The organism is Streptomyces sp. NPDC004752 (assembly GCF_053601275.1).
In genome coordinates, this window is record NZ_JBSGBN010000017.1 from 45,782 (window position 1) to 60,548 (window position 14,767).

Consider the following 14,767-nt stretch of genomic DNA (forward strand, 5'->3'; position numbering starts at 1 on the left):
ATCCGGCAACTGGCGGTGGCGGGGCGTACGGTGTCCCCCCGCCACCGCCCGCCGTCACCCGTGGGTGCCGTGGGTGCGCTCGCCGGCCAGCCAGGTGCCGAGCACGGTGATGCCGGGCACGTCGTGCGGGTCGCAGTCGCGGGGGTCACGGTCGAGCCAGACGAGGTCGGCGACATGTCCTGGGGCCAGAACACCACGGTCGTCGGCCATCGCCTGGTGGGCGACGCCGGCCGTGTAGCAGGACATCGCGGTCTCGATGTCGATCCGTTCCTGTGGCAGCCAACCGCCCTCGGGGCGGCGCTCCTGCGTCTGCCGGGTCACCGAGACCGGAAGGCCGGTCAGCGGCCGGTGGTCGGTGACCGGCCAGTCGCTGCCGAAGGAGACCCGGGCGCCGCAGCTCAGCAGCGACCCCAGCGGATACTGCTGCCGGGACCGGGCCTCGCCCAGGCGGGGCACGGTGAGGTCGGTCATCACCGGGTCGGCCTGCAGCCACAGCGGCTCGATATTGGCGATCACACCCAGTTCGGCGAAACGGGGCAGGTCCTCGGGGTCGACCATCTGCACATGGGCGATCACCGGACGGCGGTCACGGGGACCGCGCACCTCGGTGAGGTGCGCGACGGCGTCCAGGGCGGTGCGGACGCCGGCGTCGCCGATGGCGTGCAGATGCGGCTGCAGTCCCAGCCGGTCGATCTCCACCAGGGCCTCGCGCAGCTCGTCGGCCCAGAGCGGCATGCCCCGGGTGCAGGGATCATCGGCGTACGGTTCGAGCAGCGCCGCGGTGCGGTTCTCGATGATGCCGTCGACGAAGAACTTGACCGTGTGAACGGTCAGTCGGTCGAACCCCGCGGCCTCGATCCGGTCGCGGTCGGCCGCGAACTCGGCGAGCTGCTCGCGCCACCGCGACGGGTCGGCGCGCAGCGCGAGGTTCACCCGGGTGGCCAGGAGGCCCTGCCCGGCCGCCGTCAGATAGGCGTCGATGGCCTCGTGCTCCACCCAGGCGTCCTGGATCCAGGTGACCCCGGCCGCGGCGTAGGTACGGGTGGCGGTGGCCAGGGCCCGTACCCGTTCGTCCAGGCTCCTCGCGGGTGCGGCGCCGAGGACCGCGTCGACCGCGTCCCACTCGACCATGGTGCCCAGCAGGCTGCCGTCGGGACGGCGTGGGAACAGGCCCCGCTCGCTGTCCTGCACGGAGTCGTCGAGTCCGGCCCGGCGCATCGCCTCGGTGTTGCACCACAGCGTGTGGTAATCCCAGGCCCGCAGGGCAACGGGGCGGTCGGGCACGGCAGCGTCCAGCCAGCGGGCGTCGAAGAGGCCGTCGGGGGCGAGCGTGGCGTCGTAGCTGCCGCCGAGGATCCACTCGGCCTGCGGGTGCTCGGCGGCGTACCGCCCGACCTCCGCGACCAGCTCGTCCACGCTGGTACAGGCCCTGATACTCGGCCCGAGCGCTTCGAATCCACCATGGTCGGGGTGGCAGTGGCCGTCTCCGAACGCGGGCATGAGCAGGCCCCCACCGAGGTCCAGCACCTCGTCGGCGGCGCCGGCGAGTGCCTCGGCCGCGGCGCCGACCGCCTCGACCCGGCCGTCCCGCACGGCCAGCGCGGTCGGCGGCTGCCCGGCGTCGGACGGTGTGGGCAGACCGGTCCACACGGTGACGTCACGGAAAACGGTGAGGGACATGCGTACTCCCAAAGCGAATGCCATTCGTTTTAGTGGACGCAGGTTAGAGTCATGCGACGACGTTTGGGAAGAGGGGCGGGGAAACCGGATGAGCGCCGGGACGCGCAGGACGGGACGGCCGAGCACACCCGTACTCGATCGCGAGGTGATCGTGCGCGGTGCGCTCGAGATCATCGACGAGGTGGGCGCCGAGGGGTTCTCCATGGCCCTGCTGGCTCGGCGGCTCCGAGTGCGGCCGTCATCGCTGTACAACCACGTCAAGGGCAGGGACGACATCCTGGCCGGTGTGCGCGAACTGGTGGCCGACCCGATCGACGCGGGTGTCTTTGACACCCTCCCCTGGGACGAGGCCCTGGTGAGCTGGGCCAGGCTCTACCGGGCGGCCTTCGCGGCACATCCGCAGACCATCTCGCTGCTGGCCACCCTCCCGGTGTCCGGTGCGCACCGCACCCTGCGGATGTACGAGTCGGTGGTGGCCGGTCTGGAGCGCGGCGGATGGCCGACCGCATCGGTCATCCCCGTCATGGTCGGTGTGGAGTCGTTCGTCCTGGGTTCGGCGCTGGACCTGGTGGCACCGTCCGCGATGTTCGACCCCGGACCGGACTCACCCCAGGTACCCAGGTTCGCCGCCGCGGTGCGGGCCCGCGACGCGGCCTCGGCCGCGCAGCGACGGCCCGCCGCCGACCTGGCCTTCGAGGTCGCTCTCGCGGCGCTGGTCGACGGCCTGCGCACCCGGCTGACTGCGGAGATCGCCGCTCGGGGCACGGCAGTTGACGTGAGGTCAGCCGGAGAAGAACCCCGAACGGAATGAACAGGTTCAACCGCCGGGATCGGTTCACCGACAGCAGTAGAGCGGGGGTGTCCGATCGCCTGCCTGACCGGGGATACCCCGCCCCGGTGCGGTGCCGGGCAGCCAGCCGGGTTCGAGCATCAGGACACCGATGCCGGGCCCGGCGTGGCGCCGGAGTTCATGGGCGCAGGAGAGGATCGCCGGCGTTGGTGTTGGCGTAGGCGACACCGGAGGCGTTGCGGCCCGGGTTTCCTCTCGCCGCTCACGAGCCGGACGATCTCGACGGGTTCGCACCACTCTGCTCCGGGCACGCCCATCATCCGCCGACCGCGGCTAGAGATCGCGACACACGGCCAACGCCTCCAACACCTGGGCAGACTCATGGACTTGATGCCCCCAGGAAGCGACGACACGGCCGGTCTCCGCACGGACCGGCCTCCCCATCCCCTGACGCCCGAGAATCTCACTGGCATTCCGGACCCCGAGCACCCACGGGAACCAGGAGAGCCCAGCGGCTCAGCGGCTCAGCCCGCTCACACAGGGAGCGGCCTCGACGCGGGACGCCGGGGCCCGCCGGGATTCAACCACCCGCCCCGAATGTGTTGCGAGCATGTCAATCCATCCCTTAAGTTTACGCGCGTCAACACGAGCGATGAGCTGAGGAGTTGATGGCGCGCCCGGCACCTGCCGACCACCGATGACCCAAGTACGGCGGTCCCGTCCCGCAGCGCGTCGCGGCAGTCCCTCCACACACCCCTGGGAGAACCATGCCTGCAGCCACCCTCTCGCGGTTCAGATCCGGTCACACCGGTGCCGCGCGTGGCCTGATGTTCGTCCGTGCGGCCGGGCTGATGGCCACCGTCCTGACCCTGCTGATCCTGCCCGGCACCGCCTCGGCGACGGCCGCCGACGACCGCGGGACTCCGGTGCGCATGACGCACCCGGACCAGGACCACGCCGGATCCGGGCTCCAGCGCCTGGGCGCGGGATCACCGTCGGCCGCCATGTCCGCAGCCGCCGCCTCGGGCCCGGCCGGTCTCGACGTGAGCGGCCACCAGGGCAACGTCGACTGGACGTCCGTCAAGAACAAGGGTGCCGCCTTCGCCTACGTCAAGGCCACCGAAGGCACCACCTACACCAGCCCCTACTTCTCCCAGCAGTACAACGGCGCGGAGAGCGTGGGGCTGATCCGCGGCGCCTACCACTTCGCGCTGCCCGGCAACTCCAGTGGTGCCGCACAGGCCGACTGGTTCGTCAGCCACGGCGGCGGCTGGACCGCCGACGGCAGGACGTTGCCGCCCGCCCTGGACATCGAGTACAACCCCTACGGGGCCACCTGCTACGGGCTGAGCCAGAGCGCGATGGTGTCCTGGATCCGGGACTTCAGCAACCAGGTACACGCCAAGACCGGGCGCTACCCGACGATCTACACCACCACCGACTGGTGGACCACCTGCACCGGCAACAACAGCAGCTTCGGGGCCACCAACCCGCTGTGGATCGCCCGTTACGCCGGCAGCCCCGGCACGCTGCCCGCGGGCTGGTCGGCCCAGACGATCTGGCAGTACGCCGACTCGGGAACCTTCCCCGGCGACCAGAACACCTTCAACGGCACCCTCGCCGACCTCCAGGCGTTCGCCAAGGGAGGCGGCTCCAACCCGCCGCCGACCAGTAGCTGGCCCACCGTGCGACAGGGATCCAGCGGTGAGCGGGTCAAGACCGTGCAGTACCTGCTCAAAACGGACGGTTCCGGTGTGACGGTGGACGGCGCGTTCGGATCCGGGACGGAGTCCGCGGTGCGCTCGTTCCAGTCCGCGCACGGCCTCGCCGCGGACGGCGTCGTCGGACCCGCCACCTGGCAGGCCCTCATCGTCACCGTACGACAGGGATCGTCGGGACCCGCGGTCCAGGCGGTGCAGGGCCAACTCAACGCGCATGGTTCCGCGTTGACGGCGGACGGCGCGTTCGGACCCGCGACCGACTCCGCGGTGCGCTCGTTCCAGTCCGCGCACGGCCTCGCCGCGGACGGCGTCGTCGGACCCGCCACCTGGCAGGCCCTGGTCGCTTGATCTTCGGCTGATCTTCGGCGCGTCCGGGACGGCGGCCCGGACGCGCCCGAGCAGGCGCTGCCGGAGGCGCGGCCGTCCTGGCGCAGGTCACGCCCGTGGATCAAGGCGGTCGGCGTCGTCAGTGCGCGGAGGCTGTCACGGCGTGTTCGAATGGAGCCATCGGATTCTCGCAGGCGGCCCGCGAGCGGAATAGGGTCACCCCGGAGTCGCGAATACAACCTGAATACAACCTATTGTATATCCTAGCTTTATGCTGTAATGATAGAATTTTTATTATGAATGCGCGGCTGACTTTGCTCAGCGCGGTGCCTCCCGGTCTCCCGGAGAACGACGTCGTCCGGCTGGCGCTGCAGCACGCCGCGGGTGAACTCTGCGCTCTGGGTGGCATGGTCCACCTCTGTGGACCCACATCCGCGCTGTGCGTGGTGACGACCGTCGGCCTGCCTCCGGACATGCCCCACTCCTGGGAGATCATCGACCAGGAGAGTCAGGCGGCCCCCGCGCGCGCCCTGCGCCAGGGCAGCGCCGTATGGATGCCGCTGCCTCCCACTGCCCCGGCCGCCACGGACGGACAGGGCGGTCGGACCGACCCCGCGGGGTCAGCCGCCGCCCAAGCAGGAGAAGCAACAGCAGCCCCATGGCCCGGCACGGGCACGGGCGTCGCCGCCCTGCCGGTGTCCGCCGGGGGCCGCATCATGGGCACCCTCACCGTACTGACGGGCGACCGGGGCGAGCCCGCCCCGCACGAGTGGGACTTCCTCCGAGCGGTCGTCGCCTGGACCGAGGAGCGCATGGTCCAGGCGCCGAGATCGACGACACCCGAACCGGCGGAGTCCGACGACGAGCGGCAACAGGGGAGCGTGCCGGATCTCAGGATCGGATGGTGGGACTGGAACCTCCAGACCGACGATCTGCTCTGGGACGCGGCGGTCATGGAGTTCTACGGCAACAAACCGGGCGAATACGACTGCAAGATCCAGGACTGGATGCGGACCCTCCACCCCGACGATCTGGCAGCGACGCTGACGGAGACGCAGCGGGCGATCCGCGAGCACTCGATCTACGATGCCACGTACCGGGTACGGCGCGTGGACGGCACGTACGGCTGGACGCGGGCCCGCGGCAAGACGATCTACGACGACCGGGGTATACCCCTGCGCATGATCGGCGTGCGGTGGGAGAACAACGAGTCACCTTCCGCCCGTGACGCGCTCAGCGGCGCACTGCTCCACATGAGCGACGGCTTTCTGACCGTGGACGCCGCGTGGCGCATCACCTTCGTCAACCTGGAAGCGGAACGCACGCTGGGTCGCTCCCAGGAGCAACTGTCCGGGCGTGCGCTCTGGGACGTGCCGGCCATGCAGCAGATCCCGGACCTGGAGCGCCGCTGCCGGAGAGCCGCCGCCGAGGAGACACCCGCCAGCTTTGATGTCCGGATACAGGACACGGGGCGCCGCTACCAGCTGCGGCTGGTCCCGGGACCCGTCGGCCGGGCCATCTATCTGACGGACGTCACCGAGAAACGGCGTATGCAGGAAGAACGCGAGGCTACCGCCCGTGCCGCGTCCGAGCGGGCGGCCCAGATCACGGAGCTGACCGCGGCCCTCGCCAAGGCGACGACCTCCAGGGATGTGGTGGACGCGGTCGCCTGGCGGGTGCTGCCGCTGTTCGCCGCGACCGGGCTCCTGGTGCAGGTCATCGAGGGCGACCGGCTGCACAACGTCGGAGCGGTGGGTTACCCGGACGACTATCTCGCCGACCTCGACGGCCGGCTCCGGGCACCGGGCGAGCCTGCCTGGGAAACGATCACGTCCGGCAGCCCTTTGTTCCTGTCGTCGGCGGACGAGTTCGCCGCGCGTGCCCCGCGGCGGGCCCGGCTGAGCGCCCGCGCGGGGCTGCAGGCACGGGCGTTCCTCCCGCTGACGGCGTCCGGCCGCACATTCGGCGTGTGCGTCGTGGCCTTCGACCGGCCGCGCCACTTCACCGAGGAGGAACGCACGCTCCTGACCACGATCAGGGCCCTCGTCGCACAGGCCCTGGAACGGGCCCGGCTCTACGATGCCGAGCACACCCGGTCCCGCGCGCTCCAGCGCAGTCTGCTTCCCCGGGACCTGCCCGAACTGCGCGCGTGCACGGCCGCCGCGTGCTACCTCCCCGCCCGGCAGGGGATGGACGTGGGCGGCGACTGGTACGACGTCATCCCGCTCTCCAGCGGCCGGGTCGCCCTGGTCGTCGGCGACGTCATGGGCCACGGCCTGCCCGAGGCGGCCACCATGGGCCGCCTGCGGACCGCCGTCCACACCCTGGCCGACCTCGAACTGCCCCCCGACGAAATCATGGGTCACCTCAACGACATCGTCGGCGGCATGAGCGAGGACTCGTACGTCACCTGCCTGTACGCGCTCTACGACTCCACCACCCAGGTCTGCTCCGTCGCCCGTGCCGGGCACCCTCCCCCGGCCCTGGTGTACCCCGACGGCACCGTGCACTTCCCGGAGCCGGCCCCCGATCCGCCGCTCGGCGCGGCGAAGCCCCCTTTCCAGACGGTCGAGCTGACCGTGCCCGACGGAAGCCTGCTCGTGCTCTACACCGACGGTCTGATCGAATCCGCGAACCGGGAGGCCGATCAGGGGATGTCGGACCTGGCCCGGATTCTGCGCACGGCTCACGAGGAGGGCGTCGACGCGAACCTGGAGGCGCTGTGCGAATCCCTGATCGCCGGACTGCTCTCCGGCCAGCACGCGGCGGCCGACGACGCGGCGATCCTCGTCGCCCGCCTCCACGCCCTTGCCGACGACAGAATGGCCTCCTGGCCGCTGCCCGAGGACCCGAAGGCGGCCGGTCAGGCCCGCCGCCATGTCCGCGCACAGCTCTCCACCTGGGGCCTGGACGAGCTGACACCCACCACGGAACTCCTGGCCAGCGAGCTGGTCGGCAACGTCGTACGGCACGCGAAGGGCCCGGTCCGGCTGCGTCTGCTCCATGACACCGGGCTGGTGTGCGAGGTCTTCGACGGCAGCCTGACGATGCCCCGTATCCGTCACACGACGGAGACCGACGAGGGAGGCCGCGGGCTGCAACTGGTCACAGAGCTGTCCCAGCGCTGGGGTGCGCGGTACACGCCGAGAGGCAAGTGCATCTGGACCGAACAGACTCTGCTCGGCCCGAACGACCGCCCGGGCCGGCCGCCCGGCACACAGGACCTGCTGTTCCTGAACGCCGAGGACTTCATGGGAGACCTGGACGCGCTGTCCCACGACAACCACGACGGGTAGCGCGGACGGGCCCCGCCCCCGCGCTCACAACCGACCGATCGCCTGCACAGGCTCGCGGAGGCCGCCCGAGTCTGCTCATGTCTCCCTCTGCGGTGCGTACTCGGCCGCTTCGAGTCCGAAGGTCCAGGCGACGCCCTCCCGTGCGGTCCGGGTGCGCGGTGGCACCCGCAGCCAGTACGTGCGGTGGATGCCGTCCGGCTCCGGGGTGGAGTTGACCACTTCGACCATCACCAGCGGCTCATCCCCCTCCAGTTCGATGCGCCAGAGCACACCCGTCTCGTCCCGTTGGAGGGGTTCGGCGCCGGACTCCTCCAGGTAGCGGTCGTAGCCGTAATGCTCAAGCATCACGCGGCGCAGTTCGGCGTTCTCCTCGTCGCGTATCCGCTGCGGGGTCAGGCCGGCGAGTTGTCCGAGGAATTCGGCGGGGACCGGCATACCGCGCCAGGCGTGCAGGGCGAATCCGTCGGGGAAGGCGAGCGCCGGTCCGTCCCCGCGGTCGAGCCTGCCCGCCTCGTCCCGGTGCAGTTCCACGGGGCGTTCCGAGATGATCGCGGTCTTCTCGTAGGGCCACCACCAGCCCGCGGCGCCGGCGACGGCGGCGATCCCCTCAAGCGTCTCGCCGCCGTCCTGGCCGTCGAAGGCCGCCAGCCAGGCCGCGTCGTGCTGGCCCAGGACCGCGTCGAGCAGCAGGAGCCGGACGGCCTGCTCACCCCCCGCCGCACCGGCCGATGCCTCGACCACGCCGGTCCGTATCCGCTCGGTCAGCATGACCGTGCCGTCCCACAGCTGAGCGCCCGTCAGGGCCCAGTGCTCGGCCCAGCCGGCCGGCCCGAGCCGGTCGAGGACGCAACTTCGGACGAGGGCCCACGGCCGGGTGCGCACCGCGTCCCGGACGCTGCGGCCGGCCGTCCCCTCCGCCGTGAGCCGTGCGGCCGCTGCCACGCCCTCGTGGGGCGAGCCCACCCACACGATGCGCTCCGGCTCGGGCAGGCCCCCCAGCCGGTAGGCGAGGCGCACACCCTCCTCAGCAGCCGCGCGGTCCGCGGGGCCGGTCGCCGCCGCCACCGCACGCCACTTCCCCGTCGTGTCCGCCTGCACGGTATCCATAGGTGTCGTCACCGCTCCGTTCTCCCGCCGTCTCAGTCCGCCACGACGCGGACCGCGCCGGGCACGTACTCACGCTGTCGCACCACTCGGTACCAGCCCTTGGGCAGCGGTATCGCCGCGTGTTCCTCGTGCACCACCCGTCCGCCGTCCGGGAGATGGAGGTAGGAGGCTCCGAACAAACCGGCCTCGCGGACCAGCGTCCCGGGCCCGACCACCGCGTGGGCGTGTCCGGTGACCTCGCCGAGCGCCAGCACGAGTCTCCCCCGCGCGTCCCGCGGCTGCTGCGGCAGCCCGTCGGTGCCCGGCGGCACGGCGGCCTCCGCGACGGGCACGATCAGGACGTCCCCCTGCCGATACATATGTGTCTCCCTTCCCCGTCGGCGCCTCGCCGACCGATGACCACGACGCTACGCCGGGGGTCTGACAATGCCCCTCGGACCGCCCACAGCCCGGCCCGTTGCCGACGATGTCAGTGCGGCTTGGTACAACTCTTCGCGATCACTTCTTCATGTCCAGGTCCCAGGAGGCCAGCGCCCATGTCCCATGTCGAGCATCTGAAGGAACTGAACGGTCTCCCGGCCTTCGACTTCCCCGCCCCCGGGGAGCGGCAGGAGTTGCCACAGGCGGGCACCGTGGCCTGGCGGCTGGCCGTCGATCCCTACGGGGACTCCTCGGAGGGGTTCGGTGAGCAGTGGGACCGCTTCCTCGAAGCCGTGGATCCCGCCGGTGTCCGCGCGATCGTCGTGGGCCCGTGGGGTGAGGTGTACGACGACGACTCCGGTTGCATCGTGCGGCTTCTGGTGGACGCGCGTGACCGGCTGGCCGCTCTCCGGGCCGTGTTCATCGGCGATCTCGAAATGGAGGAGGCGGAGATCTCCTGGATCGAGCAGTCCGATGTCACGCCGGTTCTCAACGCCTATCCGCTGCTGGAGGAGTTCGGGGTCCGCGGCGGCACCGGACTGCGTTTCCCGGCCATCGAGCACCAGCACCTGCGTACGCTGCGTTTCCAGGCCGGTGGCCTGCCCGGCGAGGTCGTGCGCGGTGTCGCCGCCAGCGAACTCCCCGCGCTGGAGCACCTCGACGTGTGGCTCGGCGTGGAGGGGTACGGCGGCGACGCGACGGTGGCCGACCTCACGCCGGTCCTGGCCGGGGGACGCTTCCCGGCGCTGCGCCACCTCGGCCTGCGCAACAGCGAGATCCAGGACGAGATCGCCGCCGCCGTCGCCGGAGCCCCGGTCGTCGCCCAACTGGCCTCACTCGACCTGTCCCTCGGAGTGCTCACCGACGAGGGCGTGACGGCGCTGCTCGACGGCCAGCCGCTCACCCACCTGACCCGGCTCGATCTCCACCACAACTTCGTCACCGAACCGGTGGCCCAGCGGATACGGACCGCGCTGGAGCCGTCAGGCGTCGAGGTCGACTTGTCCGAGCCCGGCGACAGCTGGGAGAACGACGGCGTCGTCCACCGCTTCACCGCCGTCGCGGAGTGAGAACGTCATGACCTTCGCCAGTCACTTCGAGACCTTTCACGGGCTGCCCGTCGTCACTTTCACCGAGCCGCAGGAGGAAGCGCCTGCGGCCGCGGGCGACGTGGCCTGGCGGCTGGACTGCTCCTGGGAGACGCCGTTCGCCGAACTGTGGCAGGGCTTTGTGGACCGGGTGCCGAGCACAGACGTACGGGCCTTGGTCATCGGGCCCTGGTGGCACGACGAGTACAGCGAACTGCGTCCGGCGCTGGAGCTGATCCTGGCCGACGCGGAGCGCTTCCCCGCGCTGCGCGCCCTGTTCCTCGCCGACGTCACCGGCGAGGAGTGCGAGATCTCCTGGCTGCGGCTCACCGATGTCACCCCCGTCCTGGAGAGCTTCCCGCTGTTGGAAGAGCTGGGCGTGCGCGGCGGCAGCTCGCACGGGCTGGGCGAGGAGCCCCTGTCGCTGCGTCCGGTGCGCCACGACGCGCTGCGCGTGCTGCGGTTCGAGTCGGGTGGCCTGCCCGGGCAGGTGGCACGGGCGGTCGGGGCGTGCGAACTGCCCGCTCTGGAGCGGCTGGAGCTGTGGCTCGGCGTGTCCCACTTCGGCGGTGACGCGACGGTGGCCGACCTCGCGCCGGTCCTGGCCCGGGGGCGCTTCCCGGCACTGCGTCATCTCGGGCTTAAGGACAGCGAGTTGCAGGACGAGATCGCGGCGGCGGTCGCCTCGGCGCCGGTCGTCGCACAGCTGAAATCGCTGAGCCTGTCCATGGGTACCCTCACCGACGCCGGTGCCGAGGCCCTGCTCCACGGTCAGCCGCTGACCCATCTCGAACGGCTGGACCTGCACCATCACTTCCTGAGCGAGTCCATGGCCGACCGGATCCATGCGGCCTTCGGCTCCGCCGGCACCGAGGTGGACCTGTCGGACCGTCAGACTCCACACCGCTGGCAGGGCGAGGAGTGGCGCTATGTCGCTGTCTCCGAGTAGCCCGACGCCCGATACGGACCGCCGCGGACCGGCGCCCGGTGCGGGTCGTCGCGGGCTGGCGCCCGGTGCGGACCGCCGCGGACCGACGCCCGGTAGCGGCCTTCGGTTCGCCGTGGTCGGCAATCCCGAGAACCGGCGGACGACGCTGTTCGCCGCCGCCGTCGGCTCGGCCGGCCACGCCCCGCCCCGCGTGCTCGCCTGGCGGGACGTGCTGAGCGGACGTCACAGCTTCACGCCGGGCGAGTTCGTACGGATCGACTCCCCCGGTGAGAACGCCGAGGTCGACCGGCTGCTGCGGGGCACCGACGATCCCGCCCGGGTCGAGGGAACGGCTCTGTGGCACCGCCGTTTCACCGCTGTGGTCCGGGAGGTGACGGGCGCGGCGCACCGCGCGGGTGCGGTGACGTCCGCCGACCCGGAGGATGTCGCGGTCATGTTCGACAAGCGGCGCTGCCATGCCCGGCTCGCCGCCGCGGGCGTACCGGTCCCCCCGGCCCTGACCGGCCCGATCGGCGGCTGGGACGGGCTCAGGGAGCAGTTGAAGGCCGCCCGGATCTCACGGGCGTTCGTGAAGCCGGCACATGGCTCGTCGGCCTCCGGTGTCGTGGCACTGTCGGTGGCGGGACCCGGCCGGGTCAGGGCGACGACGTCCGTGGAGACCACTTGCGACGGCCGCCTGTACAACTCCCTGCGCGTGCGCCACTACACCTCGGAGACCGAGGTCGCCGCCCTCGTCGATGCCCTGGTCCCGGACGGGATCCACGTCGAGCGGTGGCTGCCCAAGGCATCACAGGGCGGCCGGGCCGCCGATCTGCGGGTGGTCGTGGTCGCGGGGCGGGCCACGCATGCCGTGGTGCGGACCAGTCGGCACCCCATGACGAATCTGCATCTCGGTGGCGCCCGCGGCGACCTGGACACGGCACGCGTGGCGATCCGGGCCGCGGGAGGCGACTTCGCCGACGTGCTGGAGGTGGCCGAGCGGGCGGCAGCGTGTTTCCCGGGCACGCTGTGCGTCGGGGTCGACGTGCTGCCGTCCACCGGGTGGCGCCGTTTCACCGTCGGCGAGGTGAACGCCTTCGGGGATCTGCTGCCCCGCCTGACCGGACTGCCCGGCAGCGGCGCCGAGGGCCTGGACACCTACGCCGCGCAGGTCGCCGCGACATCGGCGGCCGTTCGGCGAGCGGAACACGAGGAGCACCACCATGACACCACCGCTTGACATGAACGAGGTCGTGGGCAGCCACGATCTGCTGCTGGTCACGTTCGACACCCTGCGCTACGACGTGGCACAGGAGTTGGCGGCGGCCGGACGCATCCCCAACCTGGCCCGGCATCTGCCCGGCGGCGTCTGGGAGCGCCGGCACGCTCCCGGCAGCTTCACCTACGCCTCGCACCAGGCGATGTTCGCGGGTTTCCTGCCGACACCGGCCGCGCCGGGTCCGCATCCGCGGCTCTTCGCCGCCCGCTTCGCGGGCAGTGAGACCACCGCGAGCGGCACCTTCGTCCATGACACGCCCGATCTGATCTCGGGTCTGGCCGCCGTGGGCTACCACACGGTCTGCATCGGCGGCGTGGGCTTCTTCAACAAGCACGGGCCGCTGGGCTCCGTCCTCCCGGGGATGTTCCAGGAGAGCCACTGGGAGCCGGAGTTCGGGGTGGCCTCCCCCACCTCGTTCGAGGCGCAGGTGGCCTGCGCCTCGAAGGTCGTCGCCGGACTTCCCCGTGAGCAGCGCCTGTTCCTCTTCGTGAACGTGTCGGCCCTGCACCAGCCCAACTGGTTCCACCATGCCGGGGCCACCCGCGAGTCGGGCGACACCCGGGCCACCCACGCATCGGCGCTCGAGTATGTGGACCGGCACATCGGGCGGCTCCTGGCAGCCGCCGCGAGCCGCGGCCCCTGCTTCGCCATCGTCTGTTCCGATCACGGCACCGCGTACGGCGAGGACGGCTACCGCGGCCACCGCATCGGCCATGACGTCGTCTGGACCGTTCCCTATGCCCACTTCTTCGTCGACGAGGCCCGATGACCATCATCGAAGCGGCGGCCACCCCCGCCGTCCGCCCGTACCAGCAGTACGTCTACGCCTATCCGCACAAGACCGCGTACCGCCCGCTGTCCCCGGAGCGCGCGTCCCTGCGTGACATGTGGGCGGACGAGCCGAAGGACGCCCTGTCGCTGTATTTCCACATCCCCTTCTGCGAAGTGCGCTGCGGCTTCTGCAATCTGTTCACCCGGATCGGGGCGCCGGACGGCCTGGCCACCGCCTACCTGGACGCGCTGGAGCGGCAGGCGACCGCGGTGCGTGAGGCGCTGGGCGACGCAGCGCGGTTCGCCAACGCGGCCTTCGGCGGCGGCACTCCGACCTTCCTGGAGGCCGCGGAGCTGGAACGGCTGTGCGACCTCGCCGAGCGCGGCCTGGGCGCCGATCTGACCGCCGTCCCGCTGTCGGTGGAGGCGTCGCCCGCCACGGCGACCGCCGACCGGTTGGCCGTGCTGGCCGCGCGCGGCGCCACGCGGCTGAGCCTGGGCGTGCAGAGCTTCGTCGACGCCGAGGCGCGGACGGCCGTCCGTCCGCAGCGCCGGGCGGACGTGGAAGCGGCCCTCGCCCGGATTCGCGACGCCGGCATTCCCGTCCTCAACATCGATCTGATCTACGGCATCGACGGCCAGACCGAGAAGTCCTGGCGTCGTTCCCTCGACGCCGCCCTCGCCTGGCAGCCGGAGGAGCTGTATCTCTACCCTCTCTACGTGCGCCCGCTCACCGGTCTCGGCCGACATCCCGGCCGGGCGCAGGGCGACGCCGAGTGGGACGAACAGCGGCTGCGGCTGTACCGGCACGGCCGCGACCACCTGCTCGCGCGGGGCTACGAGCAGGTGTCGATGCGTATGTTCCGCCGTACCGGCGCCCCCGCCACGGGCGAAGAGGACTACGCGTGCCAGACCGACGGCATGGTCGGCCTCGGCTGCGGCGCCCGCTCGTACACCTCCACGCTGCACTACTCCTTCGACTACGCGGTGGACATGCATCGCATACGCGGGATCATCGACGACTACTGCGCCCGCTCCGCCGATGACTTCCGACAGGCCGACCACGGCTGGGAGATGACCGCGGAGGAGGCCCGGCGCCGTCATCTGCTGCAGTCCCTGCTACAGGCCGAGGGCATGCGCGTCGCGGAGTACCGGGCCCGCTTCGGCGGCGCGCCCGGCGACGACTTCGCCGCCGAGCTGGACCGGTTCCGCGACCGGGGCTGGCTGGACGACTCCGCCGGCCCACAGGTGCTGCGGCTCTCCCCGGAGGGCCTGGCCCATTCCGACGCGGTGGGTCCCGAGTTGTTCTCCGTCGCCGTGCGAGAGCGCATGGCCGCCTACGACCCGAAGTGACGGAGTC

The 14,767-nt window shown here is 71.4% G+C and carries 11 protein-coding genes and 1 pseudogene; 9 read left to right on the plus strand and 3 right to left on the minus strand.

Annotation, left to right across the window (positions count from 1 at the left end; translation table 11 throughout):
• Nucleotides 1-54: 54 nt before the first annotated feature.
• On the minus strand, nucleotides 55-1,680 hold the full coding sequence (locus ACWEKM_RS09965) for an amidohydrolase (RefSeq protein ID WP_451620662.1): 1,626 nt from the start codon (nucleotides 1,678-1,680) through the stop codon (nucleotides 55-57).
• Between the two features lie 88 nt (nucleotides 1,681-1,768).
• Here ACWEKM_RS09965 and ACWEKM_RS09970 point away from each other — a divergent pair, with 88 nt between their 5' ends.
• The 4 genes and pseudogenes from ACWEKM_RS09970 (at nucleotide 1,769) to ACWEKM_RS09985 (ending at nucleotide 7,814) form a co-directional block, all read left to right on the plus strand.
• Nucleotides 1,769-2,491: a TetR/AcrR family transcriptional regulator gene (locus tag ACWEKM_RS09970; RefSeq protein ID WP_451620663.1), complete on the plus strand. Its 723-nt coding sequence runs from the start codon at nucleotides 1,769-1,771 to the stop codon at nucleotides 2,489-2,491.
• Between the two features lie 746 nt (nucleotides 2,492-3,237).
• Nucleotides 3,238-4,116, plus strand: a pseudogene (locus ACWEKM_RS09975) (lysozyme); the annotation flags it as partial.
• Nucleotides 4,117-4,155: 39 nt separating this feature from the next.
• Entirely contained in the window at nucleotides 4,156-4,539 is a 384-nt protein-coding gene (locus tag ACWEKM_RS09980; RefSeq protein WP_451620713.1) for a peptidoglycan-binding domain-containing protein, read from the plus strand.
• Nucleotides 4,540-4,814: 275 nt separating this feature from the next.
• Nucleotides 4,815-7,814, plus strand: coding sequence for a SpoIIE family protein phosphatase (locus tag ACWEKM_RS09985; RefSeq protein WP_451620664.1), 3,000 nt, complete (start codon nucleotides 4,815-4,817; stop codon nucleotides 7,812-7,814).
• 75 nt (nucleotides 7,815-7,889) lie between these two features.
• On the opposite strand, the gene ACWEKM_RS09990 is transcribed toward ACWEKM_RS09985, so the two are convergent.
• Together ACWEKM_RS09990 and ACWEKM_RS09995 are read right to left on the minus strand one after the other, a co-directional pair.
• A complete protein-coding gene (locus tag ACWEKM_RS09990; RefSeq protein ID WP_451620665.1) occupies nucleotides 7,890-8,921 on the minus strand; it encodes a DUF6745 domain-containing protein in 1,032 nt (343 codons plus the stop codon).
• A 32-nt stretch (nucleotides 8,922-8,953) separates the two neighbouring features.
• Nucleotides 8,954-9,280, minus strand: a complete 327-nt coding sequence (locus tag ACWEKM_RS09995) for a hypothetical protein (protein WP_451620666.1) — start codon at nucleotides 9,278-9,280, stop codon at nucleotides 8,954-8,956.
• Between the two features lie 177 nt (nucleotides 9,281-9,457).
• Here ACWEKM_RS09995 and ACWEKM_RS10000 point away from each other — a divergent pair, with 177 nt between their 5' ends.
• The 5 genes from ACWEKM_RS10000 to ACWEKM_RS10020 all read left to right on the plus strand — a co-directional run bounded on the left by ACWEKM_RS10000 (nucleotide 9,458) and on the right by ACWEKM_RS10020 (nucleotide 14,760).
• Entirely contained in the window at nucleotides 9,458-10,411 is a 954-nt protein-coding gene (locus tag ACWEKM_RS10000) for an STM4015 family protein (RefSeq protein WP_451620667.1), read from the plus strand.
• Nucleotides 10,412-10,418: 7 nt separating this feature from the next.
• Nucleotides 10,419-11,378 (plus strand): STM4015 family protein, encoded by a 960-nt coding sequence (locus ACWEKM_RS10005; RefSeq protein ID WP_451620668.1) that lies wholly within the window; start codon nucleotides 10,419-10,421, stop codon nucleotides 11,376-11,378.
• A gap of 112 nt (nucleotides 11,379-11,490) precedes the next feature.
• Nucleotides 11,491-12,597 (plus strand): STM4014 family protein, encoded by a 1,107-nt coding sequence (locus ACWEKM_RS10010; protein WP_451620669.1) that lies wholly within the window; start codon nucleotides 11,491-11,493, stop codon nucleotides 12,595-12,597.
• Between the two features lies 1 nt (nucleotide 12,598).
• A complete protein-coding gene (locus tag ACWEKM_RS10015) occupies nucleotides 12,599-13,405 on the plus strand; it encodes an STM4013/SEN3800 family hydrolase (protein WP_451620714.1) in 807 nt (268 codons plus the stop codon).
• Nucleotides 13,402-14,760, plus strand: coding sequence for an STM4012 family radical SAM protein (locus tag ACWEKM_RS10020; RefSeq protein ID WP_451620670.1), 1,359 nt, complete (start codon nucleotides 13,402-13,404; stop codon nucleotides 14,758-14,760). The genes ACWEKM_RS10015 and ACWEKM_RS10020 overlap by 4 nt, the downstream gene beginning before the upstream one ends.
• Nucleotides 14,761-14,767 lie beyond the last annotated feature (7 nt).